The organism is Clostridium sp. 1001283B150225_161107_B6, from assembly GCF_015556325.1.
Taxonomy (GTDB): domain Bacteria; phylum Bacillota; class Clostridia; order Lachnospirales; family Lachnospiraceae; genus Enterocloster.
The window spans coordinates 610203-634460 of record NZ_JADNMD010000001.1; the positions used below are offsets into that span (position 1 = coordinate 610203).

Annotated in this window: 21 protein-coding genes; 3 read left to right on the forward strand and 18 right to left on the reverse strand. The window is 48.0% G+C overall.

The features are described from left to right. Nucleotides 1–10: 10 nt before the first annotated feature. The 10 genes from I2H39_RS02780 to I2H39_RS02825 all read right to left on the reverse strand — a co-directional run bounded on the left by I2H39_RS02780 (nucleotide 11) and on the right by I2H39_RS02825 (nucleotide 10133). Complete coding sequence (locus I2H39_RS02780) at nucleotides 11–895, reverse strand: ABC transporter permease (protein ID WP_195625751.1); 885 nt, start codon at nucleotides 893–895, stop codon at nucleotides 11–13. A 13-nt stretch (nucleotides 896–908) separates the two neighbouring features. Then, entirely contained in the window at nucleotides 909–1841 is a 933-nt protein-coding gene (locus I2H39_RS02785; RefSeq protein ID WP_195625752.1) for an ABC transporter permease, read from the reverse strand. Nucleotides 1842–1955: 114 nt separating this feature from the next. Beyond that, nucleotides 1956–3545, reverse strand: coding sequence for an ABC transporter substrate-binding protein (locus I2H39_RS02790; protein WP_171042523.1), 1590 nt, complete (start codon nucleotides 3543–3545; stop codon nucleotides 1956–1958). An 85-nt stretch (nucleotides 3546–3630) separates the two neighbouring features. Continuing rightward, nucleotides 3631–3918 carry a putative quinol monooxygenase gene (locus tag I2H39_RS02795; protein ID WP_138306145.1) on the reverse strand — a complete coding sequence of 96 codons (288 nt, stop codon included), beginning with the start codon at nucleotides 3916–3918 and terminating at the stop codon, nucleotides 3631–3633. Then, nucleotides 3915–4907: a nitronate monooxygenase gene (locus I2H39_RS02800; protein ID WP_138306144.1), complete on the reverse strand. Its 993-nt coding sequence runs from the start codon at nucleotides 4905–4907 to the stop codon at nucleotides 3915–3917. Before I2H39_RS02800 ends, I2H39_RS02795 begins: the two co-directional genes overlap by 4 nt. Before the next feature lies 1 nt (nucleotide 4908). After that, entirely contained in the window at nucleotides 4909–5757 is an 849-nt protein-coding gene (locus I2H39_RS02805; RefSeq protein ID WP_171042522.1) for a phosphoenolpyruvate hydrolase family protein, read from the reverse strand. A gap of 34 nt (nucleotides 5758–5791) precedes the next feature. Next, complete coding sequence (locus I2H39_RS02810) at nucleotides 5792–6631, reverse strand: phosphoenolpyruvate hydrolase family protein (protein WP_195625753.1); 840 nt, start codon at nucleotides 6629–6631, stop codon at nucleotides 5792–5794. 11 nt (nucleotides 6632–6642) lie between these two features. After that, on the reverse strand, nucleotides 6643–7986 hold the full coding sequence (locus I2H39_RS02815; protein ID WP_195625754.1) for a Tm-1-like ATP-binding domain-containing protein: 1344 nt from the start codon (nucleotides 7984–7986) through the stop codon (nucleotides 6643–6645). Beyond that, complete coding sequence (locus I2H39_RS02820; RefSeq protein WP_195625755.1) at nucleotides 7983–8831, reverse strand: phosphoenolpyruvate hydrolase family protein; 849 nt, start codon at nucleotides 8829–8831, stop codon at nucleotides 7983–7985. The genes I2H39_RS02815 and I2H39_RS02820 overlap by 4 nt, the downstream gene beginning before the upstream one ends. A 21-nt stretch (nucleotides 8832–8852) precedes the next feature. Beyond that, nucleotides 8853–10133 (reverse strand): RuBisCO large subunit C-terminal-like domain-containing protein, encoded by a 1281-nt coding sequence (locus I2H39_RS02825; protein WP_227146609.1) that lies wholly within the window; start codon nucleotides 10131–10133, stop codon nucleotides 8853–8855. Between the two features lie 367 nt (nucleotides 10134–10500). On the opposite strand from I2H39_RS02825, the gene I2H39_RS02830 reads away from it, so the two are divergent. Together I2H39_RS02830 and I2H39_RS02835 are read left to right on the forward strand one after the other, a co-directional pair. Then, on the forward strand, nucleotides 10501–11475 hold the full coding sequence (locus tag I2H39_RS02830) for a sugar-binding domain-containing protein (protein WP_138306139.1): 975 nt from the start codon (nucleotides 10501–10503) through the stop codon (nucleotides 11473–11475). 102 nt (nucleotides 11476–11577) lie between these two features. Next, complete coding sequence (locus tag I2H39_RS02835; RefSeq protein ID WP_138306138.1) at nucleotides 11578–12999, forward strand: Na+/H+ antiporter NhaC family protein; 1422 nt, start codon at nucleotides 11578–11580, stop codon at nucleotides 12997–12999. 138 nt (nucleotides 13000–13137) lie between these two features. Here I2H39_RS02835 and I2H39_RS02840 read toward each other — a convergent pair whose 3' ends face one another. From I2H39_RS02840 to I2H39_RS02865, 6 genes are all read right to left on the reverse strand, one after another. After that, on the reverse strand, nucleotides 13138–13806 hold the full coding sequence (locus I2H39_RS02840; RefSeq protein ID WP_195625756.1) for a hypothetical protein: 669 nt from the start codon (nucleotides 13804–13806) through the stop codon (nucleotides 13138–13140). Between the two features lie 188 nt (nucleotides 13807–13994). Beyond that, entirely contained in the window at nucleotides 13995–15443 is a 1449-nt protein-coding gene (locus I2H39_RS02845; RefSeq protein WP_195625757.1) for a glycoside hydrolase family 32 protein, read from the reverse strand. A 27-nt stretch (nucleotides 15444–15470) separates the two neighbouring features. After that, entirely contained in the window at nucleotides 15471–17429 is a 1959-nt protein-coding gene (locus tag I2H39_RS02850) for a sucrose-specific PTS transporter subunit IIBC (protein WP_195625758.1), read from the reverse strand. Between the two features lie 200 nt (nucleotides 17430–17629). Then, nucleotides 17630–18616: a LacI family DNA-binding transcriptional regulator gene (locus I2H39_RS02855; RefSeq protein ID WP_195625759.1), complete on the reverse strand. Its 987-nt coding sequence runs from the start codon at nucleotides 18614–18616 to the stop codon at nucleotides 17630–17632. A 193-nt stretch (nucleotides 18617–18809) separates the two neighbouring features. Beyond that, complete coding sequence (locus tag I2H39_RS02860) at nucleotides 18810–19169, reverse strand: YccF domain-containing protein (protein ID WP_138306245.1); 360 nt, start codon at nucleotides 19167–19169, stop codon at nucleotides 18810–18812. A 5-nt stretch (nucleotides 19170–19174) separates the two neighbouring features. Next, nucleotides 19175–19627 carry a hypothetical protein gene (locus I2H39_RS02865; RefSeq protein WP_138306133.1) on the reverse strand — a complete coding sequence of 151 codons (453 nt, stop codon included), beginning with the start codon at nucleotides 19625–19627 and terminating at the stop codon, nucleotides 19175–19177. Nucleotides 19628–20091: 464 nt separating this feature from the next. On the opposite strand from I2H39_RS02865, the gene I2H39_RS02870 reads away from it, so the two are divergent. Continuing rightward, nucleotides 20092–21081: a hypothetical protein gene (locus I2H39_RS02870; protein WP_195625760.1), complete on the forward strand. Its 990-nt coding sequence runs from the start codon at nucleotides 20092–20094 to the stop codon at nucleotides 21079–21081. Between the two features lie 303 nt (nucleotides 21082–21384). Here I2H39_RS02870 and I2H39_RS02875 read toward each other — a convergent pair whose 3' ends face one another. Both I2H39_RS02875 and hydA read right to left on the reverse strand, forming a co-directional pair. Then, on the reverse strand, nucleotides 21385–22788 hold the full coding sequence (locus tag I2H39_RS02875) for a cytosine permease (RefSeq protein WP_195625761.1): 1404 nt from the start codon (nucleotides 22786–22788) through the stop codon (nucleotides 21385–21387). Between the two features lie 39 nt (nucleotides 22789–22827). Further along, the gene (hydA, locus tag I2H39_RS02880) at nucleotides 22828–24204 is read right to left on the reverse strand and encodes a dihydropyrimidinase (protein WP_171042521.1); all 1377 of its coding nucleotides are present in this window, start codon (nucleotides 24202–24204) and stop codon (nucleotides 22828–22830) included. Nucleotides 24205–24258: the final 54 nt, after the last annotated feature.

Below are 24258 nucleotides of genomic sequence, written 5' to 3' on the forward strand. Positions count from 1 at the left end.
CCCTCTCCTCTCAGTTCTTTAATTTAGGGTCAAGCGCATCTCTAAGTCCGTCTCCCAGCAGATTGAGGGAGAGCACCGAAACAATAATCGCGCAGCCGGGAACCATAATAAGATAAGGATAATAGAGCATCAAATCCTTTGCCTCTGATAGCATTGCCCCCCATTCCGGTGTGGGAGACGGAACCCCCAATCCCAGATAGCTCAGAAAGGAGATATTTAGAATCGTTTTGGCCAGATTCAGCGTAGCCTGAACCACAATCGGTCCAAGAGCATTAGGAATAATATGTTTGACTATAATGCGCATATCCCTTGTTCCCAATGCCTTGCATGCTTCTATATACAGTGAATCCCGCTGTGTAATAATGGCGGAGCGGACAATTCTCGCAAACTGGGGCGTACTTGAAATCGCCATTGCGATTAAAAGATTCTGCGTCCCTGCCCCCAGAGCAGCCACAATAATCATCGCCATGAGAACGTGCGGTATAGCCAGGAATACATCCATAATCCTCATAATAAAGTTGTCTATTTTACCGCCGTAATAACCGGACACAGACCCCAATAAAATCCCTATTGTTACAGAAATAAAAATAGCCCCAAATCCAAGTGAAAGTGAAATGCGGGCACCATAGATAATCCGCGCGAAAAGGTCGCGTCCAAACTGGTCCGTGCCTAAAAGATGTCCGCTGCCAGGGGACAGCAGGCGCTCGGAGATGTTCTGTTCCAGGGCATCCACCTTATAATCCACCAGCAGAGGGGCGCAGAGTGCAATGAGAATAATAGCCGACAGTAAAAACAAGCCGAGCACAGCTGTTTTATTTTTGCGGAAGCGGTTCCATATCATCTGGATTTGACTTCTTTTTACAATCTGCTGCGCCGCAGTAATTTCGTTTGTCATATCAGTCTTCCTCTCAAGATTTTGCATACTGTGACCGGATTCTCGGGTCAATAAACGCATACAGTATATCTACCAACAAGTTCACAACACTGATTGAGATTGCAGCCAAAACCACAATGGTTACAACCGTCGGTGAATCTTTGCAGCGGACCGACGTAATCAGCAGGGTTCCCAATCCAGGTATTGAGAAAACGGACTCAGTAGCCATAGCTCCGCCCAGCATTCCTCCGAAGTCCAGGCCAATCAGCGTAATTACCGGAAGCAAGGCATTTCTCAGCGCATGGTTCATGATAACAGAGCCTTCACTGGCCCCCTTGGCCCGGGCGGTTCTGATATAATCAGAACGTATTACCTCCAGCATGTTAGAGCGTGTCATGCGCAGCAGAGATGCCGTCATTGCAATAGCCGAGGTAATTGCCGGAAGAATAAAGTGTTTCCATGAGCCGATGCCGATAGATGGAAGCAGGCCCAGTTTAAGAGCAAATACTACCATCAGCATAAGGCCCAGCCAGAAGGTCGGCATGGATGTCATCAGCATGGACAGAACCGTTATCACACGGTCCGGGATACTGTACTGCTTAACTGCGGATATGATGCCAATGGGCACTGCCACGCACACCATAATAATCATTGCCCAAAATGCCAGATTAATCGTAACAGGAATTCTCGGCCCAATCTCCAGCCATAAATCACTTTTCGTGCGGTAGGATATGCCGAAATCGCCTCGTACCGCCCCCTTTATATAACGGAAATACTGAACCAGTATACTGTCATTCAGTCCCAGTTCTTCCCGCAGCTCCGCAATTTCTTCCTGGGTAGCGCTGGCTCCCAGGGAAGCACTGGCCGCATCACCGGGAGTCAAATCCATAATCAAAAAAATCAGAAACGATATGCCAATGATAATCGGAATCATCATCAGAAGTCTTTTTCCAATGAATCTATACATAGGTGCCTCCTCTTTGAAAAATACCCCCTGTCTGTCTATTTCCGAAATATGCCAGCAGGGAGTATCCTTTTTAAATTTCAATGCTGCCGGACTGGATATCCGGTCCCGGGCGGCTTACTCCCAATACCAGTCAATGGAATACATGATGGACATGGAGTTAGCCGTTACCCCCTTTAGGCTGGAATTGGCCACCACGTTGGTGTAATTGGCATATAAAGGAATATAGGGGGCCTCGTCCCGGATAATCCCGGCAAATTCCCTATATGCATTCTCCATTTCCTCTGCGCTGGAGGCATCCCGAGCCGCCTCCAGAAGCCTGTCAACCTCAGGATTATTATATTCTGCATAGTTTGTCTGTGTCTGAATCTGCTCTGAATGACATAACTGAGGCATAAATGTTGCGTTATCCTGGGCCAGCAGGGAGTACATATTTATATTCATTTGATAATCGTGTTTGGTATTAACCGATTCAACCATGGTGGCATAATCCGTCACATTTAAGTCTACCGTGATGCCTGCTTTTGCCAGCTGACCCTGAAGAACCTGGGCAATATTGTAATAAATTGGCCGTTCCTGGGTCGTGTGCAGGCTTATAGTCAGACCATCCGGATATCCGGCCTCATTCAGAAGAGTCTTTGCCTTCTCAATATCGTATGCAGTATCCTGGAAATCAGAGGGGGTACCCTTGGCATTCCAGGCCAGAATGTTGGTGGAAACAGAGCCGTATCCCTGCTCACATGCCGTCAGAAGCTCCTCCTTGTTGATGGCATGGCTGATGGCCTGGCGGACGCGGATATCGGAGAGCACCTCATCAGTTGTATTCAGAGCCAGATAGTAGGTTCCGGCTATCAGCTCGGAATACAGTGACAGTTTGTCATTGGATTCAATGTTCGCACGATGTATCTCATCTACACTGTACACCAAATCAACCTCCCCTGTCTCCAGGGCAATAATAGCCGCATTGCTGTCATTTACGACCTTATACACCAAATCCTTAAAGGCAGGCTTATCGCCCCAGTAATTATCATATCGCTCCAATACTATCTTATCGCCGGTGGTACGGGAAACAAACTTAAACGGCCCCGTGCCAATGGGTGTTTCCAGTAAATCCACATTGGGGTCTTCCGCCGTTGTCTTGTCCAGAATCAGGGAACCCCGCGGACTGAACAGGCATTCAAGCGCCGCGCTGTTCGGCTGGGAATAATGCAGGGCAACTGTGTAATCGTCTATTACCTCCACATCAGTCATATATAAGTAATATTTGGACATCCGTTTATTGGCCGCATACCGGTTCAGAGTATATTCGACATCCTCCGCCGTAAAGGCTTCACCGTTATGGAAGGTCACACCTTCCCGCAGCTTGAAAACAATTGTCAGCTGGTCATCAGAAATCGTATACTCGGTTGCCAGGCAGGGCACATAGTTACCTTCGCTGTCAATCGTCATCAGATTGTCATAGATATTCACAAAAATCTGTTTTCCTGTCAAATCCGTGGATAAATCCGGTACCAGTTCACTGGGTTCCGTAATACCTACAATCACTAAATCGCGTTTTTCTGAAGTTTCTGCAGCAACAGACGGCTCAGAAACGGTATTGGCCGCCGTACTTCCCCCGGAAGCGGCAGCTCCGGTGCCATTCCCCCCGCACCCGGATACCATTCCCAATATCAGGACTATTGTCAATAACTTACTGCTTCTTCTCATATTTTGTTCCTCCTCCCAAACTTTCATATTTTCCGCCGCTCCAATCGGCTGCTTTTAACGGTGGAAACTCCCGGCTTCTCCGGCATCAAAATGGGGGTTCCATTTTAAATACTTCCACAGGACCATCCATCAGTTCACCTGCTGCTCTGTCAAAGGACTGAAAATAGGTCTGCGACTCATGAATATCCACGCTTTCCTGATTTTTCCAGCGCTCAAAAAAGATAAACGTATCCGTCTTTCCAAGCTCTGGTCCCATATCGTAGCTGATATTGCCCTTTTCCAGGCGTGTTTGTTCCACGGAAGTCCTGGCCAGTTCCAGAAATCTATCCCCGCATCCATGTTTTATATGGAACCGGACCAATGTACATATCATTGTTTTTTCTCCTCCCAACCGTAGATTTTCGTGCCTGCCAGCACCTTTTCACACCGCGCCATCATCTCATCAATAATCGCAGCCACCGGCTTGATGGAGTCAATCATCGCAACTCCCTGTCCCGCCAGAATCGCACCCTCATTCTCAATATCACCTCCCACAAAGGCTTTTTTTGAGGAACCACTGGTCATCTGGTCAACCAGCACAGCCGCATCCCTGGGCCTGTACTCCGCCTCAGCCTCCAAAACACGTTTTGCCAGATTGTTGTATATCTGACGGCAGGGTGTGGCTGTGGTGGAACCGGTAATCACCGTATCCATATCCCCGGCAGAGAGCAATGCCTGCTTTGCCTCACTGCTGATATCCGCCTCCTCTGACGCAAGAAAACGCGTACCCATTTCCACTGCCTCCGCTCCCAAGCAAAAGGCAGCCGCCATACCCCGGCCATCTACAATTCCGCCGGAAGCTATAACCGGCGTCTCAGTTGCGGAGACAGCCATGGGAACGAGAATCATGGTGGACTGCGCTGTGTTAATACCACCGCCTTCCCAGCCCTTCACAATAACGGCATCCGCACCGGCCAGGCTCACGGTTTCCACGTCCTGTCTGGTAAATACCTTGGCAATAATCTTTAATCCCAGCTCATGCCATATAGTAAAATATTTTTTGGCAAATTCAAAATCCACATCCTGCAATGCATCCAGATGGATTACCGGCGGCTTCTCCTCACGAATCAGCTGGGTCAGCGCGTCCAGATTCTGGTCCTTTGCCAAAATAGCGTTGAAGCCAAAGGGCCTGTCCGTCATAACTTTTACCATGCGAATCTGCCGGCGGATAAAATCATAATCAGCAAACGCAACACCCAGAACGCCCAGGCCTCCTGCCTTCGACACAGCTCCAACCAGAGGTGCCGTTGCAGCCCACGCCATAGGGCCCTGAATAACCGGCTTTTCAATTCCCAATACTTTGCAAATTCGGTTTTCTCTCATCTCACATATCCTTTCTGCTGTTAACCGTAATCTCTCGATAGCTTTGTGTGATTTCCGTTATAGCTCTTTCCGCCGGCAAACGCTCCCCGCTGGAGCCGGAGGCATACCCCACCGCGTCTGTCCGTTCAATGGACGCACCGGCGGTCGCTGCATTGTAGAACGGGTTTCCATGGCTCAATACCATCACCTGCGGGTTGACAGCATGAGCAGCCTCACAAATCTGCTGGACCTTCTCAACCGCCGCATTCAGTCTTTCCTCCGGAGAGACTCCCTGAAATTCAGGTCCGTCATCCAGAATCATGGCGCCCACAGAGTCCGCTCCGGCATCCGCCATAGCTGCCGCTTCACCGGGTGAAACTGCCCATCCCAGTGTAAACATGCCGCGTCCACGGGCCTTTGCAATCAATGCAAGCTCCCGTGAGAAACCCAAACCCGACTGCTCCAGGCGCTTTGCAAACGCGTCTCCATAGATACCGGCAAATGGTTCATTCATCACACCGCAGCAGTTTACTGACTGCACGGCATCCAGAAGCCGTTCCAAGTCAACTGACGGGTCATGGGCTCCTAACCCTAGAATAATTGGGGTATCGCGTACCAGAGGCGCAATCTGTTCTGCGGCCTCCAGCGTAATCGCATTCGCATCGTAATAGGGCAGGGTAAAAATCATCGAAGGCAATCCTCGCATTCTCAAAACAGCGGTAGAATACACGGCAATCAGGTCCGCCCCTCCCCGCTCTCCGCTGACAGCGCTCAGGCCGCTGCCGCTGCCCAGCATCAAAATACTCTGATTCTGCCTGATGCGCTCCTGCAGCCGCCGAATCACCTGTTCTCGTTTATAATTGATGGACAAACGAATCACCTTTCCTCTGATTGTTTATTTTATTTCAAGGAAGCGGGACTTCCTTTAATGCCTGAACTGCTTGGCGTATTGGTATTTCAATGGGAATCCGCTCTACGCTGGAAGCGCCAAGAAAGCCTACGGATTCCGTGTGATTGTATATATATTGGGTATCCTCAGGGCTGGATATGGGTCCTCCATGGGCAAACACAATCGTATCCGGACTTTTCTCCCGCAACGCGGCAGTCATAGCATTGACACGGTCGGCGGCAGCCTCAAGCGGGAAATCTTCCGCGGAACGGCAGCCGATGCTTCCGCCCTTAGTCAGTCCCAAATGGACAATCATCACATCCAAATCCGCCTCCCCAATCAGACGGGCTGTATCCTCGTCATAGCAATAGGCCAGAGTATAAAGACCTGCCTTCTTTGCCAGAGTCAGGGTTTCAATTTCTTTTTTCACCCCCATTCCGGCAGCCTCCAACTGTCTGCGCACAATGCCATCCAGGCAGCCAGTGCCGTGAAAGTTCATGACAGCAGAAAATCCATAGAATTTCAGCAGTTCCAGAAATGGACGCATCTCACGGGTGGGGTCACTGCCGGATATTCCTGCAATAACAGGGGCCCGTTCAATTCTGGGCATCACCCGGCCGGCCAGCTCCAGCACTGCGTCATTGGCATTGCACAGCGCAATATCGCCGGAAGAGGAGGAATTGCCGTCCATACGCAGCATTCCGGAATTATAAATTCCAATCATATCCGCCCCGCCCAGTTCAGCATAACATCCGGACATCCCGGTGCCCGCCGCTGTAATAAGTACCGGATGACCAGTTGCCAGTACATCGGAAACAAGTGCTTTAACATCTTCTCTGGTATAATATCTGGACATTTTTCATCCCCCTATTCCAATTTAGTTAATGTTTGACTGCGAAGGCTCCGGACATAGGCCAGATTCGTATGACTGCCCTTCTGCCATCTGCCGGCCAGCATCTCGGTCAGCAATTCCGCCATAAGCTGCGAAAATTCCCTGTCATTGATATGACGGTCCACTATAAGGACCTCCAGATTCTGGTTTTCTCTATCCTTCAGCGTATTCTCCAGGCCGCGGCAGAATGAAATGCTTCTGGCCGACACCTCCGGTCTCTTTTCATCCCCAAGCCAGAGCACCCCCGGCTTCCCCTCCCCGTTGTCCTTACAATCGTTGGCGCACCATCCACGCATGGGAATACACAGTACCGTCGGCGCACAGGCCGGATTAATGCGGCGGGCAAATTCACACCCAATCTCGTATGCCTCCTGAGTATTGATTCCATAGTTAACCACGGAAGCGTTATGAATATACTTCCCCCGGGTTCCCGCTTCCTCAATTAAGTGCCGCGGTACAGGTTCGTCATCCTCAAACAGAAAGAAGTCTGCCCCTCCCAGGGATATTACCTGAGGAATTTTACATTCCGCCGCACTGCGCAGCCTGGACGGCCCCGCGGTATCGCGTGTGCCATAGAGGTCGGAAACCACCTCATGTGTGGTAATGTCCAGCACTCCGCAGAGAAGCCCCTCCCGAATCATGTCCTCAAACGACCTTCCTCCGGAGCCGGTGGCATGATGAATGATTACATCGTATCCATTTTTTTCCATGTATTGGGCAGCATTTACCACACAGGGAGTGGTGACGCCGAACATCATGCAGCCCACCAACGGCTTATTTTCCTCTGGGTCCGGTAATGGAGCTCCCGCCATTCCTACAATAGCGCCAGCTGCATTGCTCAGGATTTTGCGGGTAACCCGATTCAGTCCGGCTTCCGCAACAGAGTACATTACACAGATATCTCTAGTTCCGGCATATGAACGCAGCTGGCCGTTGATTGTGCTAAGCATCATTTTAGGAACGCCTATAGGTAATGCCCGCATTGCCGTGGCTGCAATTGTCGCGCCCATAGAGCCCCCGAAAGCTATAATGCCGTCGCACAAGCCTTCCTGATTCAAACGTACTACTGTCCGTGAAGCGGCCTCCGCCAATGCCTGGGCGCGGTGACTGCGGTCCATCTGGTAAAACTGCTCCATTGGAAGGTCCACTGCCTTTAAAACCCGGGATAAACCGATATCAGCCCATCCAACCTCACCCCCCACACTCAATTCCAGAATGGCGGGACTGCCGCCGGCAGCCGCCACACGGCTTGCCAAATACTGTATCTCTCTGCCTTTGGTATCCAGAATTCCCGCTACAATAATATTCGGAGCTGTCATTGTGTTCCTCCGCTGCGAATTGTGGTCATTTTAAATCGCTGTGCAGCTTCCTTAATCGCTTCCTCCACCGGAAGCCGCTCAATGATGGAGCCGCCCAAAACTCCCACTGCCGGCGTTTCCTGGTAAAACCGCTTGGTGGAAGACGCAGATATCACCGGTCCTCCGTGGATAAGCACAAACATGGACTGTTCTTCCGCTTTAGCGGCCTTTGCCAATTCTTTAGTCAGTGTGATGGCCTCGTCTTCCGTATATGCAGATTCAATTCCGATGGTCCCGCCGGAGGTAACGCGGAAATCGCATACCAACACATCTGGTCCTGCCCGGCCAATCAGCCGTGCGCCGGCCGTATCATATGCATAGCCAACTGTAAAAAAGCCCATTTCCTGTGCCATATGCAGGACCTCTGCTTCCCGCATAACCCCCATCCCTGCATCCTCAAAGTCATTTCGTTCACGGTTGATGAAATATCCTGTAGAAGGGGAATTGGCCACCGCAGATACTCCCATCTGATGCAACGATTTCAGCAGGTAATGGGAATCAATTGTGGGGTCGCTTGCACTGATTCCTACACAAACGGGAATATTTTTTACATGAGGCATTATCTTTTTCGCCCTGGCCAGAACCTTCTCATTCGCATTGGCATAAGGCATAATCGCAGCAATAGAGGAAACAGCATCCACCCGAAACAGACCTGCCAAATCAATGCTAATCATATCCGCGCCGCCGGCTTCTGAAAATTTTGCTGTGATTCCCATTCCTACGTCCGCCACTACAATTGGCTGCTTCCGTTTTATACACTGCTCAAGATTCGCCCGGATTTTTGTTCTGCTAAACTGTACCGCCATCTCTTTTCTCCTTTTCTCTCGTTATTTTTCAGGATATCCAAAAGCTTTAAATGCCGCTCTGAGTTCCTGATACTGATTTGCTGCGTCCCCAGGTGACAGTCCGTCTACAACTGCCTGTACCGCCTGCCTCATGGCAGTCGCTCCTGCCGTGGGCCCCATCGGATGACCGTGTATTGCTCCTCCTGCCCCCAATATCATATCCATGCCGTTTTCCTGCACATAACGCCAGACAGTACCCGGATGGACACCGCCGCCAATGACCGGCATGCAGGGCCGTATACTGCGCAGCGGAAGCACCAGTTCATGAATCTGCCGTATATACTTTGAATATTCCAGAGGATATCCACCATAAGGAGTATTAACCACCTGCATATCAATACCGCTAAGACGCGGAAGACGCGCCGCCGCAATGGGACTGCTCATGCCGCTTTCTATTCCCTCATAAAACATTCCCGCACCTGCGCAATGTCCCAGTATAGGCACAGGACACTTTTCCGCAACCTCCTGGACAACGCTGTACCCTACAGCGGCAAAATTAATCATGATTGCCTGAGCCCCCGCATCCAGCACCGCATTCAGGTTATCCAACACTCTGCCGGCCCCATCGGTTATATTTACCGCATAGAGACTCTGTTTTCCGGTTTCCTCAAATGCGGCTTTGGAAGCTTTCTGATATGCTCTCACCCGGTCTGCCGGCCGGCTGAATACCGTGCTGCCCAACAATTCATCGTCTTTAATGATATCCAACCCACCCTTAGCCGCTTTATAGAATATCTCCGCCCCCTGTTTCGGTGTAATACCTGTACATGGCTTAATCATGCTGAGAAGCAGCGGTCTGCCATAAACTCCAGTTATACTTCGAATCCCCTCTATACCGAACTTGGGACCGCAAAAGGAATCCAGCATACGGTCCGTGAATTGCAGGTCAACCAGTTTAGCCTGGCTGGAAGTGGAGGCGTCATTGCCCAATAGCATTGTCAGCAGCCCAGGAAGCCCCTCACCGATGTTTTCACTCGGAAAGGCCAGTTGAATAAAATAACTGATTTCATCTTCCTTTCGCTGTGTGGAAAGCTCGCAGGGAGGGCAGTCCAGAATACGTATCACACGCCCCATATACCGTTCCTGCATCTCGTTCGTGATTCCAGGAATTTTAACCCAGGTACCAACAGTCTGGCCAACGGCAAATTTAGTCGCTTTACCCATCACATCTGTATCCCTTGACAGTTTCATGTAATAGGTTGCCAGAAGAAAATCCCTTAATTGTATTTCCTCCGGCAAACAAAATAACTGCATATCCAACATTAAATACCTCTGCTCCGAAACAATACCACGCTGTCCGGCCAAAGCACCGGCAGGCCGAAGCATGTTTCATCTTTTTTGTATCTGTCAATTTACTCCTTACAATTACAAGTTTACAAAATATCCAAAATATGTACAATATTGAAAAATTTTTCATTCACTTTATCCAAATTATCCATTCAAAATAACTTTTTATTTTATCTGCCATCATTTTTTTATCATCTGTATCCAACACAATTATTGTTATAATCTACCATGTAAAAACAACTGCAAAAAAGTTTCGTCTATGGAATAAAATGGAATTTAGGTATATTGACATATAGTCTAAATAACGACTATAATTTAACCAATAAAGGAAAGGGGTAATGCAATGGCGTCAAACTCATTTGAGCAATCACTGAATTTAATTATAAAAGCAGCTCATCTGCACTATATTCAATCGCTCTCCCAAAGTGAAATCGCAAAGCAATTGGATATCTCGGTTCCCACTGTATCCAGACTCATAAAAAAAGCCAAACAGCACGGTATAATAAAGTTCGTGATACCGGAAGCCTATTCCGAGTGCCTGATACTGGAAGATTTTCTCCGCAGCACACTGGACATTCGGGACGTTATTGTCTGCCCTGCACGGTCGGACACTGAAAACATAAAAAAGGATGTGGCTCTGGAAGGTGCCAGATATCTGCAGCGCCTAATCACAGAAAATGATACACTGGGCATCGCCTGGGGACGCACTATCCGGCTGCTTATCAATTATTTAAATCCATGCCTGAAAAAAAATGTCCCGTTTATTACTCTGCACGGAAGCATCACAGAAAGCGACGCAGAACTGGACCCGGCTGCGCTGTCAAATCGTATCGCCATGTCATTCGGAGGAGGCAGACATATGCTCTATTCAGAAGGACTGTTAAGTGATTGCACGGTTCTGGAAACACGCAAACAGGAGGTCCAGGTCAAAAAAGTCCTTGACTGTTTCAAAAAGTGCACAATCTCAGTCAGCGGGGCAGGCTCTTTTTATCCATTTCTGGATTCCCCAATTCCAAAAATGCTGACACCGGAGCAGATTAGTGAACTTGCATCCCTGGATGTTTACGGTGATTTGATGCTCCATTTCATCAACAAGGATGGAAATGAATGCAACAGTTCCCTGAAAAACAGCCATCTGGGAATTGATTTGGAAACCTACAAAAAAATCCCCACTAAAATCATCGTGGCCGCCGGAGCCTTTAAAGCCCGGACCATCAGAGCCTTTGTCAAAGGCGGATATGTAGATGTGCTGATTATCGACCAGACGCTGGCCCGGGAACTGACCCATCAGATTAAATCCGCAATAGACGCCGATTGAAAAATTTTTCTTTATTGTGTTCTCCCTTTTTTCCTCCTATAATGAGCTTGCATACAGCGCTGTATTACATACAATTTAAAGGATTTTAATGGGAGGTTCAAAATGGAAAACCAGAAACGGATTGTAGATGGTCCCAGCTTCGGTTACTCTCTGTTTGTCATGTCCGCCGTGTTTTTCAGCATTATGTACCCCGCACTGCGTTGGGGGGCAAAAATCAATGCGCTTTTCCTAATCGGCTGGGCTGTGGCCATACTGCTGTGTATCCCTGTGGGGGCTACCTATAGGGAACTGGAGGCCGGTCTGATTGTCAACTGTTCAAAGGCGATTGTACCAGCCATGATTGTGTTGTGTGTGGGTGCGCTGGTAGGAACCTGGAATGCAGCCGGAACCGTGCCTGTCATCATCAGTTTGGGGGTCCGGTCAATCTCACCACAATTTTTTCTTCCCACAGCATTTCTTCTATGCGTTATAACCACGCTAATCACCGGTACCTCCTGGGGAACCTTCGGTACTGCTGGTCTGGCGCTGGCTGGTATCGGTGTAAGTCTGAACATAGACCCGGTTGTTACGGCCGGCGCAGTCTGCGGGGGCTCATTTTTCGGGGATACAATCTCCCCTTTGTCTGACAGTCCAAACATAGCAGCCGCTGTGTCCGGTGTAAACCTTTTTACAGGTATCCGCCATCAGGCGAAGGTTACTATACCATCTGCTCTAATCTGCATGGCATTGTACTTTTTTGCCGGTTTTCAATACAGGGGCGGCGGCACGGACAATTCCCTGATTCGGACTGTTGTCTCCTGTATTGATGAAAATTTCAAAACCGGTATGGCTTCATTTCTTCCCATGCTTTTTGTCATTGTGCTTCTTGTTTTTAAAATGCCTTCCATACCTGCGATTTTAGGCGGCGGTATCTTTGGCGGGGTGGTAGCGTACCTGTATCAAGGCGTCTGCCCGGCAGATATTATCTCCTACTTTTGGAATGGTTATCGGATTGATACCGGTGTTGCATTTGTCGATACATTGCTCAATCGTGGCGGAATAACCAGCATGACCAACACGGCAATCATGTTCTTTTTTGCATTCGGCCTGTTCGGAATTCTGAATGCAGCCGGTATTGTAGATGCTTTTGTGAAACCGATTGTCAACCGCCTGCATTCCAAGCTTAGTCTGGTTGCTGCCACCGTGCTTATGTCTGTCTTAGGCACTCTGGTCGGAGCTTCAATGAATTTCGCCTATGCCTTTGCCGGAAATATCATGGCGCCAGTCTACGAAGCCCGCGGTCTGGAAAAAGAAAATTTGATGAGGGCACTGGGTGTGGGATGTACCGCTATGACAGTACTGATTCCCTGGAGCTTAAGCGCTGTTGTGGCCTCAGAATTTCTGGGTGTCACCACAACTCAGTTAATCCCTTATAATTTTTTTGTTTTTGTTACACCCGCTGTTCTGCTGCTGCGAACATGGTCTGGCAGCGATACAAAATGGACTTCTGAAACAATGGGAATTACACCTCATTCAGATAAATAATGCGGCAATTCCGTTTCCAGCCGTTCAAGCCTCAAAAAAAGCCCTGGAGGAAAATCCTCCAGGGCCGCCCGGCTTCACAGTTCCATAAAAAACCAATACCTCATATTTCCTCAATCAGTTCAATGCACACAGCATAACCTAACGGCTCCTTGACACAATGGCAGAAGCCATGTCCACCACCGCCTCCTTTTTCTCCCTGGCATCATCCTCCCAAAGTTCATAGAACACCCCTTCCTGTTCCCAGGAAATCAGTATACCGTGGATATCGGAATTTTCCACTGTCTTTCGTATCGTCAGTACCACCGGGCCATCCTCTCCTGCCAAAATCTCACGCTGTTCCATCCCCTGCTGGTCCAACACATAATTTTCCGAAGGTCCTCCTGCTGCCTCCAGGGAAGCCCACGCAATGGCATCAGACTGTGTGGTTTCATCATGAAACAGAATCTGTATGGTATTATCATCCTGCTGAATGAAGGATGGGTCACTGCATAACCCCTGGTCTTCCGGCAGTTCCAGGCGCAGAACAGGGCCTTCTGCATCTTTCTGGTTCCGGGCGCTTTCTGATTTAAGTGTATGTTCCGATATGGTCTCATCCTTTGTCCCGCCTTCTCCCGGCATCTCCTGTCCCGGCGCCTTGCTTACATCTGTCCCCTGTATGGATGATTGGACGCTCCCGGTTCCCTGACCTGATGACCGGAGCGCCGCAGTCCCCTGCTCTGCTCCTGTGCCGGATGAACATGCGCTGAGATTAATGCCTGCCGCGGCGGCTATCATTGTAACATACAAAATAAATTTCTTTTTTCTCATATTGCAGCTCCTTGCATCTTTTTATCCCGTTCACCTACAGGATACCATATTTTCGCATTTCATGCTTTACTTTTTTCGCCACAGCGGCAATCTCATTCCCCACTCTTCCGCCCCCGGAATCCCGATATTAAAAAGGCCGCCCGGAACCATTCCGGGCAAGCCCTGACATTCATCATACGAGCGCTGACTTATTCATATATAAAACCATTTAATCCATAGACAATCCCATTTCCGGAACAATCTCCTTCCATCCGCATCCCCGGATGGGAACCATATACCCTTGTGGTAAAGACCTCCCGGCCTTCGTTTACAAATAGTTCCAGTGAAGTGGTGTCTGAAAAAATATGCAAATCCGTAAGCCGCTCCAGCCGCACGCTCCGTCTGGTCCTGCCGCTTCCGCTGCCTCCCATATCCAGGGTCAGCAGGCCATTTTCATAGGATAAAATCACATCCTCTCTGACAGTCAGGCACATGTTATGGCAGGTTACAAAGGATATGCATCCTTCAAACACAAGCCCCGGCTCCACGCCCTTTGCAAGCTCCCCAAAATCGTAATCCCTTCTGTCCCTGCGAAGCTCCCGCATCTCCTCCAGAGGCTGCTGCAAAAGGCGCCCTTCCCTCATACGGAGCTGCCGCGGCATGGTAAGGGCATGCTGCCATCCGGCCTTCACCGTTGGATTGGTGTAATCCGCATCCGGAATCCCCATCCAGCCGATTAGAATGCGCCGCCCCCTTTCATCCAGAAAGGTCTGGGGCGCATAGAAGTCAAATCCCCTGTCCACCATTCCAGGCAGCTGGGATTTCAGTTTGCAGGTATTTTCCCTGAAATCATAGTCCAGGCAGAAGACCGTACACTGATGCACATTCTGGTACTCTGTACCCATCGGCTTCACGCCCTGGGGACAGCAGACCAGACAGAGCTGCCCGTCCAGGGAGAACAAATCCGGACATTCCCACATATAGCCAAAGTCTTCGTCCGTAGTAATTCTATTAAAATACTCCCATTTTTTTAAATCCTTTGACCGGTACAGGAGGACCATTCCCTTGCTGTGCACATCCCTTGCCCCCAGTACCATATAATAAAACTCCCCTTCTTTATACACTTTAGGGTCCCTTATGTGGCAGCTCATGTCAGCCGGGTAATCGTCATGATTCATCACCAGTTCCTTGGCAGAAAAATGATATCCGTCCCGGCTGGTAATATGAATGGTGTTGCTCACCCGGCCGCCCATGATATAATCGTAATCATCCCGGTCAAACAGCTTCACATTGCCTGTGTAAAAATAGTGAATGGTCTTGTCCTCCACATAAGCTGAACCGGAATATACGCCATGGGCGTCCATGTCCTGGTCCGGAAAAAGAACCGGCTCCTCCTGTTTATAATGGATGAAATCCCGGGTGGTATAGTGACCCCAGAGCTTAATCTCCCCTGTAGGCTCAAAGGGTGTATACTGATAATAAATATGGTACAGTCCCTGAAACTGGCAGAGACCATTGGGGTCGTTCAGCCAGCCGGTTTCAGGCATCAGGTGGTAGGCCAGGCGGCGGTCATCCGCCTTGACCCTTTCCCTGTACTCCCTGTTCTTCCGGTACCATGCTTCATAATCCTCCCTGCGGACCTTTTCATATTTTTTCAAGCTTCTTCCTCCTTACCGCTGCCATGTTTATTCTGTCTTCACTGCCTTTACCGCCACATCTCCGGCATCTGCCTGTTCACCCGGATATACGGTCACATCCAGATTCCCGCCCTCAGGCAGAATCATCATAGTCTGGGGATTCATTCCCTTTTCCCGAATCAAATCCAGGTCAGCGGCAATCAGTTTATCGCCTTTCTTAACCTTATCTCCCTGTGAGACAAAAGCCTCAAATCCCTGTCCATCCAGCTGCACTGTATTGATTCCGATATGGATGAGCACCTCCACACCTGTCTCAGATGTGATTCCCACTGCATGCTTTGTGGGAAACAGCAGGCTTACGGTACCATCGCACGGCGCACACACCATACCCTCCGCCGGGTTAATGGCCACGCCATTGCCCAGGGCCTTGGATGCAAAAACCGCATCCGCCGACTGCTCCACATCCAGGACCTGGCCTTTCATTGGAACGTAAAGCTCGGTAATGGTTTCCCGGCCCGCCGCTGCCGTCTGAACCGCTTCTCTTCCCTCAGCTTCTTTCCCTTCCGTTTCTCTTCCTTTTGTTTTACTTCCCGTCTTTTTCTCCGAACCGTCCTGCTGGTCAAGGGCAAACTTTTTCCAGAACACCATGGTAAGGGCAAAGGAAACGCCCATGGACAAAATGATTCCAATAGCAAAATTCATATAGTGGTCAGGCTTCATGGAGATAAACCCCGGAAGTCCTGCCGCGCCCAATGCCTGGGCCAGAGTCTTGGTGGCCGCCAGATAGGCGCTGCCTGCCGCTGAACCGGCCATGGCTGCATAAAATGGATACTTCAATTTCAATGTAACGCCGAACATGGCCGGTTCCGTGATGCCTAACAGGGCAGAAATACCGGAGGCGGAACAGATGGATTTCATCTTATCATTCTTTGTCATGAGCAGCACTGCCAGAACCGCTGCTCCCTGGGCCACATTGTTCATGCTTGCAGTTGAAAAAATGAAGCTGCCGCCCGTATGGGCGCTGTCAGCCAGAAGCTGGGTCTCAATGGCAATAAAGCTGTGGTGCATACCGGTCATGGTAATAGGGGCATACGCAAACCCAAAGAGAGCTCCGCCCACAGGCCCCAGTGTATTGTACAGCCATGTGATGCCGGCCGCCAGCAGATTGCCGGCCTCCCTGAGCACAGGTCCCACGCAGATAAAGGTCAGGAAAGAGGTTATCAGGATGGATAAAAGAGGTGTTGTCAGGTTATCCAGCCAGGATGGCGTCACCTTGTGCAGCCGCTTTTCAATATTGGCAAGTATCCATGAAACAGCCAGAACAGGAAGTACAGTTCCCTGATATCCGATGGCAGCTATCTGAAAGCCGAAGATATCCCATACCGGCGGCTGTGCCAGACCAATCTGGTATGCATTCAGCAAATCCGGGTGGACCATAATCATGCCCATAGCAGCACCCAGGAACGCATTTCCGCCAAACTTCTTAGTGGCGCTGAAGCCAATGAGTACCGGCAGGAACGTAAAGGGAGCGTTTGCAAAGGTATTGATGGCCGAAGCCAGTCCCTGCCACACGGGATACAGCTCAATAATGGACTGCCCGTTTATAAGCGGGGAGGTCAGCAGGTTGTTAAGTCCCATGAGAAGACCGCCTGCCACTATGGCCGGAATGATGGGCACGAAAATATCGCTGAGCATTTTAATAAAACGCTGGACCACATTCCCCTTTGCTTCTTCTTTTTCCTCCGGCTTTTCTTCCAATGCCCCCAGCTGCTTCTGTACTTCATCGCAGACCATATTCACCGTACCGGAACCAAATATAATCTGGAACTGGGATTGTGTGAGAAACACACCTTTTACCCCTTCCAGGTCGCTGATTGCCTCCTCGTCCCGCAGCTCATTGTCCCTGAGCTGGAAACGAAGTCTGGTGGCACAATGGGTAACTGACTTAATGTTGCTTTTTCCGCCTACGTACTGAATGACCAGGCTTGCTGTTTTTGCATAATCCATCCTATTACCTTCCCCTCTTCTCAACTATGTTTTCCTACACGTTTTGGTATCGGTTCCATACTTATATAATAAGACTTTCAGTCCCAAAAGTCAATATTTTGTTGGCACCGGTTCCATTATTCAATGTAAAAAAATAGATTCGAAATTTGTGCACTTTTCACAATTTCTCTTCTATTTCTTCCTATACACTCGAAACCCCTTTATTCTTTCACGCTCCCGCCTTCAATCATCCTGTAATCCACTATCTGTTTTTTTGGCACCGGTTCCTGATGTATCATCTTCAAAATGGTCTCCGCCCCCAGATAGCCCAGACCGTAGGAGTCAAATCGCAGGGTTGTCAGTTCAGGCTTTAACAGGGTACTCTCGTCATATCCCCCGAAGCCTGCCACGGAAACATCCTCAGGAATTCTCAGCCCCCGCTCTCCCAGAACATGGTATGCCCCAAAAGCCAGGCGGTCCGTGGCGCATATGATTGCATCCACCGGGCCCTGGTCCAGGATTTCCTCTGCCATACGGATTCCGCTGGCGTAGCTGTAATCCCCGGTGGCCGTTACCACATCTTCCACGCCGCATCCATTCAGACCGTCCAGCACACCCTGCTTACGGTTGATACCCACAGCCACATCCAGAACGGATACTCCCATGTATCCAACCCGTGCCGGGCCGGCCTTTCCCACACGGATTCCCATGGCTTTTCCCGCCCCGTAATCATCGTGGACAATGCAGATTCCCCCGTCATGGTCCTGGGCCAGCACCACCACAGGCACAGGACTTCCCTGAATCAGTTTTCTGTGCTCCTCTGTGATGGTAATGGCGCTCAGTATGATACCATCCACCTTCAGCGTAATCAGTCTCTGGATGTTCTTAAGTTCCAGGTCCACGCTGTGGTCTGAATCCTTAATCAGGGTTTCATATCCCTGCTCCCTCAGATAACGTCCAATGCTGGTCACCACCCGGCTGGAAACTTTGGAATTAAGGGTAGGAAGAACCACCCCAATCACATTGCTTTCCTTGGCCTTTAATCTGGCAAACGCATTGGGCTCATAGTTATACTCCCTTATGATTTCCTGAATCCGTTCCCTGGTGGATTCCTTTACACTGCCTCCGTTAAAATATCTGGATACCGTACTCTTGGTAACCCCTGCCATATTGGCGATATCATCCATGGTAATGTTTCTTGGTGACATTTCCATCCCTTCTCTTTCATTTGTTGTCAGTCCCGGGAATACGACAGACGCAGTCTCCCAGCATACCCTGTATATCGGGCATTCGGACAGCTGCGTCTGCTTACCTGCTATCTCTTAATTATTAGTATATCAAAATTGAGGCATTCTGTCCTCTGTTATCGCAAAAATACCCCGGTCTTTTTATATCGAACCTTTAAATAACCTGGCTTCCAAAGGGCATTAACGCCAGTTTCGCCAATTTGAACTGCTGAAGGCCAAAGGGTATGCCCACTATGGTAATGCAAAGCAGTACCCCGATAATGGCTGACTCAATGGCCAGCAAAAGACCGGAAACCAGCAGCCAGATAATATTAAGGAGCAGGGATGCCGCTCCCCCGCCGTAGACCACTTCCTTTCCAAAGGGAAAGAAGCTCAGACCTGCAAATTTAAAACACTGAAGCCCTACCGGTATTCCAATAATTGTTATACACCACAGGCAGCCTGTCAGCAGCCAGGATAAGCCGCTAATACATCCGCCGAATATAAACCACAATACATTTCCAAGGCATCCCATATACGTCACCTTCCCTCCTGTTCTGTTTCCAGGGTCTGCTGCATCTCCCGGAGACGTTTCCGTATGCCGCCCACCTGGCGTCTGGCCTCTCTTACCTGGTTCAGTGCATCCCCTATCTTGGACTGTACCATCCAGTCAGCTATGATACCGTCAAAAAAGTAATCGGCAAACGTCAGGAAACTCCCCACATCCATCTTCAAATCCCCGGTCAGGTTCACATCCAGCAGCTCTTTCTTTAGTCTGCGCAGATGTCCCCTTGCCACATTCATAGCTGCCTGGGCATCGTCCATACGGTTATGCTTGAACATGGTGCTAAAGAATCCTCCGCCCAGCATATCCCATATTCCCCAGCTGCTGGCCTTCTGCAGCTGCTCTTCCGCCTTTTGCAGGCTCATGGATGCCATATCCGCCGCCATTAAGGCCTCATTGATTTCTTCTTGTCTGCTTTTTCTCTCCATCCTGTTCTCCTTTCTGTGGTAAACAATACCTTGCATTTGTGCGGGGCAGGTATTACCGCCAGCTTTGCATCAGAGAAAAAAAGACCTTTACAGCGGCTGCCTGCCACAATAAAAGTCTTGCACATTTCATTTTATACGGGTGCCCATGGCACCGAGATGACGATTTAAAATCCACCTTCCGGTGGTTCGCTACTCCCTTTTATTGGGATAAATTATAGCATGCTGTATACTGAATGTCAAATAACATATGCTGAAGAATCTATTACGTTTTTCTTATCTGTATTTTCTTCCAGTCCGGACAGGAAGTCAGCGCCAGCTGGTTTTAATGTCTTGCCGAAACAGAATTCTGATTTTTTTGTGAATCACGGTACAGGAGCAGAATTTTAAGGTTTATTTCAGTTTCAGCTGTTAAGATGCAGGAAAGATGCAGGAACAGGAAATGCATTAAAAAAGGAGGTATGAATATGCATATGCTGAAAGGATTTTCCGCTTTTTTATCAGCCCTGCTGGTTCTGTCAGTGCCCACAACTTCGCTGGCTGCAACAGGAACAAAAATCAGCAATGTATCACTTAAGATTTCTTCTGAAATTGAAGCCGGGGACAGCGGCAGCGATGTGACTGTCACCTCAAGCTCCAGCAAATTCAGCGTGGAGGACGTAGAAGTGACCAATGAACCGGATGATGAATGGGAAGACGGCGACAAGCCCAAAATCAAGATTACACTGGAGGCCGGCGATGATTACTACTTTGCATCCGGCTTTTCCAAAAGCAATGTGTCCACCAGCGGCGACGGCGGCACAGTCACCTCGGTAAGCCGCAGCAGCGGCACTCTGATTGTATATGTGACCCTGGATGCGCTGGAGGACGAAGACAGTGATTACGACCTGGATGTGTATGAACTGGAATGGGATGAAAGCAGCGGCATTGCCAGCTGGGGCGAAAGCGGGGATGCCAATAAATATGAAGTCCGACTTTACAGAGGCAGCAGCTCCGTGACTTCAGTCCTGACCACCTCCAATACCAGCTATGATTTTTCCAGCTACATTACAAAAAGCGGATACTATACCTTCAAAGTACGCGGTGTCTACAATTCCTCCAACAAAGGCAGCTGGGAGGAATCCGGCTCCTGGTATGTATCATCCGATGAAGCCGGTAAAATCAGTTCCGGCAGCTCCGCCGCCAACGGCTCCGGCCCCAGCAGCAGCGGAAACGGAGCCTGGCTCAGGGACGGCACGGGCTGGTGGTACTGTAATGCCGATAAAAGTTATACGGTCAGCAACTGGCAGTATATTGATGATACCTGGTATTACTTCAATGAATACGGATATATGGTCACCGGATGGGTGTATTGGAACAGCCAGTGGTATTACTGCAGCACCAGCGGGGCCATGCTGACCAATGGTACAACTCCGGATGGTTATTATGTGGGCAGCGATGGGGCCTGGATACAGTAAAAAAACTCATTCACATAAGGTAAATGAGTTTATTAATGCCAGATATAAACCGGTATAACAGCCGCCGTGAAAATTTGGACCTGTTGGCAAACGTCTGTTAATTGAACATATTCTAATTAATGAAAGGACGGAAAAGGCTGGTAAAAGAAGGGAGACGTACTACGTTTACCAGCCTGCTCGTTTTTGTATCTTATTCCATTTTACGTTTCCATTTTAGAACGGTAAATATCTCCTTTACCCCATGTACAGTGCAATTGCATGACCCTAATGCAATCTGCAGTGCCCCAAAATCTGGAAATCTCCCTATTCGATATCATCCTGAGGATATTTTTTTAATATCCAGAACTTCATCAATATATAATATGTTATTCCGCCTACGCCAAGTGCAACAAAAAGCGCATAGTCAGAAAAAATCAATCCCAAAATTATTGAAGGGATAAAGACTATTAAAGCCGCCGGATTATAATTTTTGTAATAGGTATATTGTCCGCCCACCTTATATAGCTCTGTAACATTTATTTTTCTCTTCCGTATAAAATAATAATCACAGATTATAATACCGATTATCGGCCCTAACATACACGTTATAACCAAAAGAACTGTGTTGATTTGGTCTGCAAATACCCAGGGGCGGCAAACCAGACCAATTACGCCAGATATGATAACAGCCTTTGCAAATGTAAGTTTATGCGGGAAAATATTAAGCAGCACATAACCCGGAGGCAGGAGATTCTGCCCTGTATTTGATGATATCTGCGCAAACACAACAAATGATAAAAGAACTAATATCATGATAATAGGATTATCTGCGAAAACCGTTGTCATGACATTAATAGGATTCCATTCGCCAGTCGCAATTCCACTAACCATTCCAACAGCAGTAAATCCAACCATTGGAACAATTAATCCAATGAACTGAGACCACATACTGCCACTATTAAGTGACAAAAATGGAGTCTTATTTGTCACAGCGTTACCTACTGCTTTAGGACGTTTCATAAACCGGGTAAAGTCAGAAATATTAACTGCCATCGTAATCTGTACTCCAGCAAATGTCGTGATTGCAAGAAGCAAGCTCATACTGCCATTGCCAGGCTGATTAAAAATGTCCCAAGTAATATTATATTGGGTAATTAAATAATACAGAATATATCCTGTAGTAATAGTAAGTACCGGAGTTGCAACCCAATCAAACTTAGCAATTGCATTAATGCCTAAAGCCGTATTAAGAATTTGAGCTGCTCCAAAAAGGATAATGACGACAGTAAGATTATCAAAACCAAATAAATATTTTAAAATTGCATTGATAGCTGCACTCCCCATCCAAGTCTGGAAGCCAAACCAGTAAATAGCTGGTATTGCTCGCACAATACCTGGAAAGTAAGCGCCACGATATCCGAATGGTGCCCTCATATATACGGAATATGGAATTCCATGTCGAAGTCCAATGTCCCCAGTCAAAACCAAAAAAAGCCATACAACAAGATTACCTACAGTAACACATATTAGAATTGTCAAAGGTGAGAGTGTTGGAAACATTTGTGCACCTGATATGAAAGAAACCAACTGTACATAAAACCCAACACACATCATCAGAAATGTAACTGAAGTAACATCCCTTTTACTATCTGTTGATGGAGCTAGTTCAGGATTATCTAAGTATAAGTTAGCCTCTTGATTAATTGTATCCTCTGTATTAACTTTCATATAAGTTCCCCCTTTCGTCTGACTTAAACCAGCAAATGCTTAATCCAAAATCGGCGCATGCCTTATAATCTCTTTTCCTGCTATCATCCCACTGTATACTCCGTTTTCAATTACAGATTTACCTCCTACAATCACATCAGTAAACTTACCCTTCATTTTCATACCTTCAAAGGGCGTATAATCTGTCATCATATGTAATTCAGATGTCGTCATAACATATTCAACCGAAGGATTAATCAATACAATATCTGCATCTGCACCGGGTGCTATAATTCCCTTATTTGGATATATACCCATTAATTTTGCTGATTTGGAAGAACATAAACGGACAAATTCATTCGCACTTATTCTCCCTTTGGAAACACCTTCTGAAAACATAACAGGACCTCTTGTTTCAATACCGGGGAGTCCATTTGGCATTTTAGGAAAAAAGTCCTTATATACCAGCTTCTGCTCTTTCGTATAAGCACTGTGGTCACTACTCACAATATCAGCCAGGCCATCATTAATCATTCCCCACATTTTCCTCACATCTTCTTTGCTACGTAACGGCGGACTACATACGAAATCCTGTCCATTTTCTCTGGAATAGGCTTCATCTGTTAATGTAAGATAATGAGGGCATAATTCAGTAAACACTGGCAGCCCCCTATTCTTTGCATATTCGATACTATTTCGAACCATAGAAGTTGTCATATGAACAAATAAAGTAGTAGCCCCAGATAATTCAATCATTGGTAATAGATTAGATACCTCCATCGCCTCTGATAATGGCGGCCTGCTCATCATGTGGTCATATGGAGTTGTCTTTCCATGTGAAATTTTCTCATCAATCAGTGCATCAATATATGGTGCACTTTCGGAATGAATCAATGCAATGCCATTATGCTTTTGCACTTCATTCAATACGCGGTGTATACCTATGGAAGGCAGCATAACTGACGATTTATATATGGAGAACATTTTTACTGATGGTATTCCGTCAGACAGCATATCAGATATGTCATGTATGGACTGTTCATTTGCCCTGGTAATTGCAGCATGAAAAGAATAGTTAACAGCACAATGGTCCTTTGCGAGATTCCTGGTATTTTCCATCGCTGTAAGTGGACGTTCATCACCAACTGGTATTGCAAACATTATAATAGATGTGGTACCTCCAAAAGCAGACGCAACAGTGGCATTTTCCATGGTATCTGTTGTTTTGAATTCTCCCATTTCCATATTGATATGTACATGAGAATCAACAAGACCTGGCACTACAAGTTTGCCGGAGGCATCAATGGTCTTTATCGAATCCGCAAAGTAACTGCTGTCACCAATTGCTATGATTTTCCCATCTTTTATAGCGATATCTCCATTAATAGTTGCATCTTCGTTAACAATACTTCCATTTTTAATAATTAAATCAAGCATATATACCCCTCCTGTTATTTTTGTCGACCGTCGACCGTCTACATCTTTAGGGTA

Excerpts from the sequence above, each read along its gene's own strand:
- I2H39_RS02780 (WP_195625751.1), bottom strand. The coding sequence starts at position 895 with ATGACAAACGAAATTACTGCGGCGCAGCAGATTGTAAAAAGAAGTCAA.
- I2H39_RS02785 (WP_195625752.1), bottom strand. The coding sequence starts at position 1,841 with ATGTATAGATTCATTGGAAAAAGACTTCTGATGATGATTCCGATTATC.
- I2H39_RS02790 (WP_171042523.1), bottom strand. The coding sequence starts at position 3,545 with ATGAGAAGAAGCAGTAAGTTATTGACAATAGTCCTGATATTGGGAATG.
- I2H39_RS02795 (WP_138306145.1), bottom strand. The coding sequence starts at position 3,918 with ATGATATGTACATTGGTCCGGTTCCATATAAAACATGGATGCGGGGAT.
- I2H39_RS02800 (WP_138306144.1), bottom strand. The coding sequence starts at position 4,907 with ATGAGAGAAAACCGAATTTGCAAAGTATTGGGAATTGAAAAGCCGGTT.
- I2H39_RS02810 (WP_195625753.1), bottom strand. The coding sequence starts at position 6,631 with ATGTCCAGATATTATACCAGAGAAGATGTTAAAGCACTTGTTTCCGAT.
- I2H39_RS02815 (WP_195625754.1), bottom strand. The coding sequence starts at position 7,986 with ATGACAGCTCCGAATATTATTGTAGCGGGAATTCTGGATACCAAAGGC.
- I2H39_RS02820 (WP_195625755.1), bottom strand. The coding sequence starts at position 8,831 with ATGGCGGTACAGTTTAGCAGAACAAAAATCCGGGCGAATCTTGAGCAG.
- I2H39_RS02825 (WP_227146609.1), bottom strand. The coding sequence starts at position 10,133 with ATGTTGGATATGCAGTTATTTTGTTTGCCGGAGGAAATACAATTAAGG.
- I2H39_RS02830 (WP_138306139.1), top strand. The coding sequence starts at position 10,501 with ATGGCGTCAAACTCATTTGAGCAATCACTGAATTTAATTATAAAAGCA.
- I2H39_RS02835 (WP_138306138.1), top strand. The coding sequence starts at position 11,578 with ATGGAAAACCAGAAACGGATTGTAGATGGTCCCAGCTTCGGTTACTCT.
- I2H39_RS02840 (WP_195625756.1), bottom strand. The coding sequence starts at position 13,806 with ATGAGAAAAAAGAAATTTATTTTGTATGTTACAATGATAGCCGCCGCG.
- I2H39_RS02850 (WP_195625758.1), bottom strand. The coding sequence starts at position 17,429 with ATGGATTATGCAAAAACAGCAAGCCTGGTCATTCAGTACGTAGGCGGA.
- I2H39_RS02855 (WP_195625759.1), bottom strand. The coding sequence starts at position 18,616 with ATGTCACCAAGAAACATTACCATGGATGATATCGCCAATATGGCAGGG.
- I2H39_RS02860 (WP_138306245.1), bottom strand. The coding sequence starts at position 19,169 with ATGGGATGCCTTGGAAATGTATTGTGGTTTATATTCGGCGGATGTATT.
- I2H39_RS02865 (WP_138306133.1), bottom strand. The coding sequence starts at position 19,627 with ATGGAGAGAAAAAGCAGACAAGAAGAAATCAATGAGGCCTTAATGGCG.
- I2H39_RS02870 (WP_195625760.1), top strand. The coding sequence starts at position 20,092 with ATGCATATGCTGAAAGGATTTTCCGCTTTTTTATCAGCCCTGCTGGTT.
- I2H39_RS02875 (WP_195625761.1), bottom strand. The coding sequence starts at position 22,788 with ATGAAAGTTAATACAGAGGATACAATTAATCAAGAGGCTAACTTATAC.
- hydA (WP_171042521.1), bottom strand. The coding sequence starts at position 24,204 with ATGCTTGATTTAATTATTAAAAATGGAAGTATTGTTAACGAAGATGCA.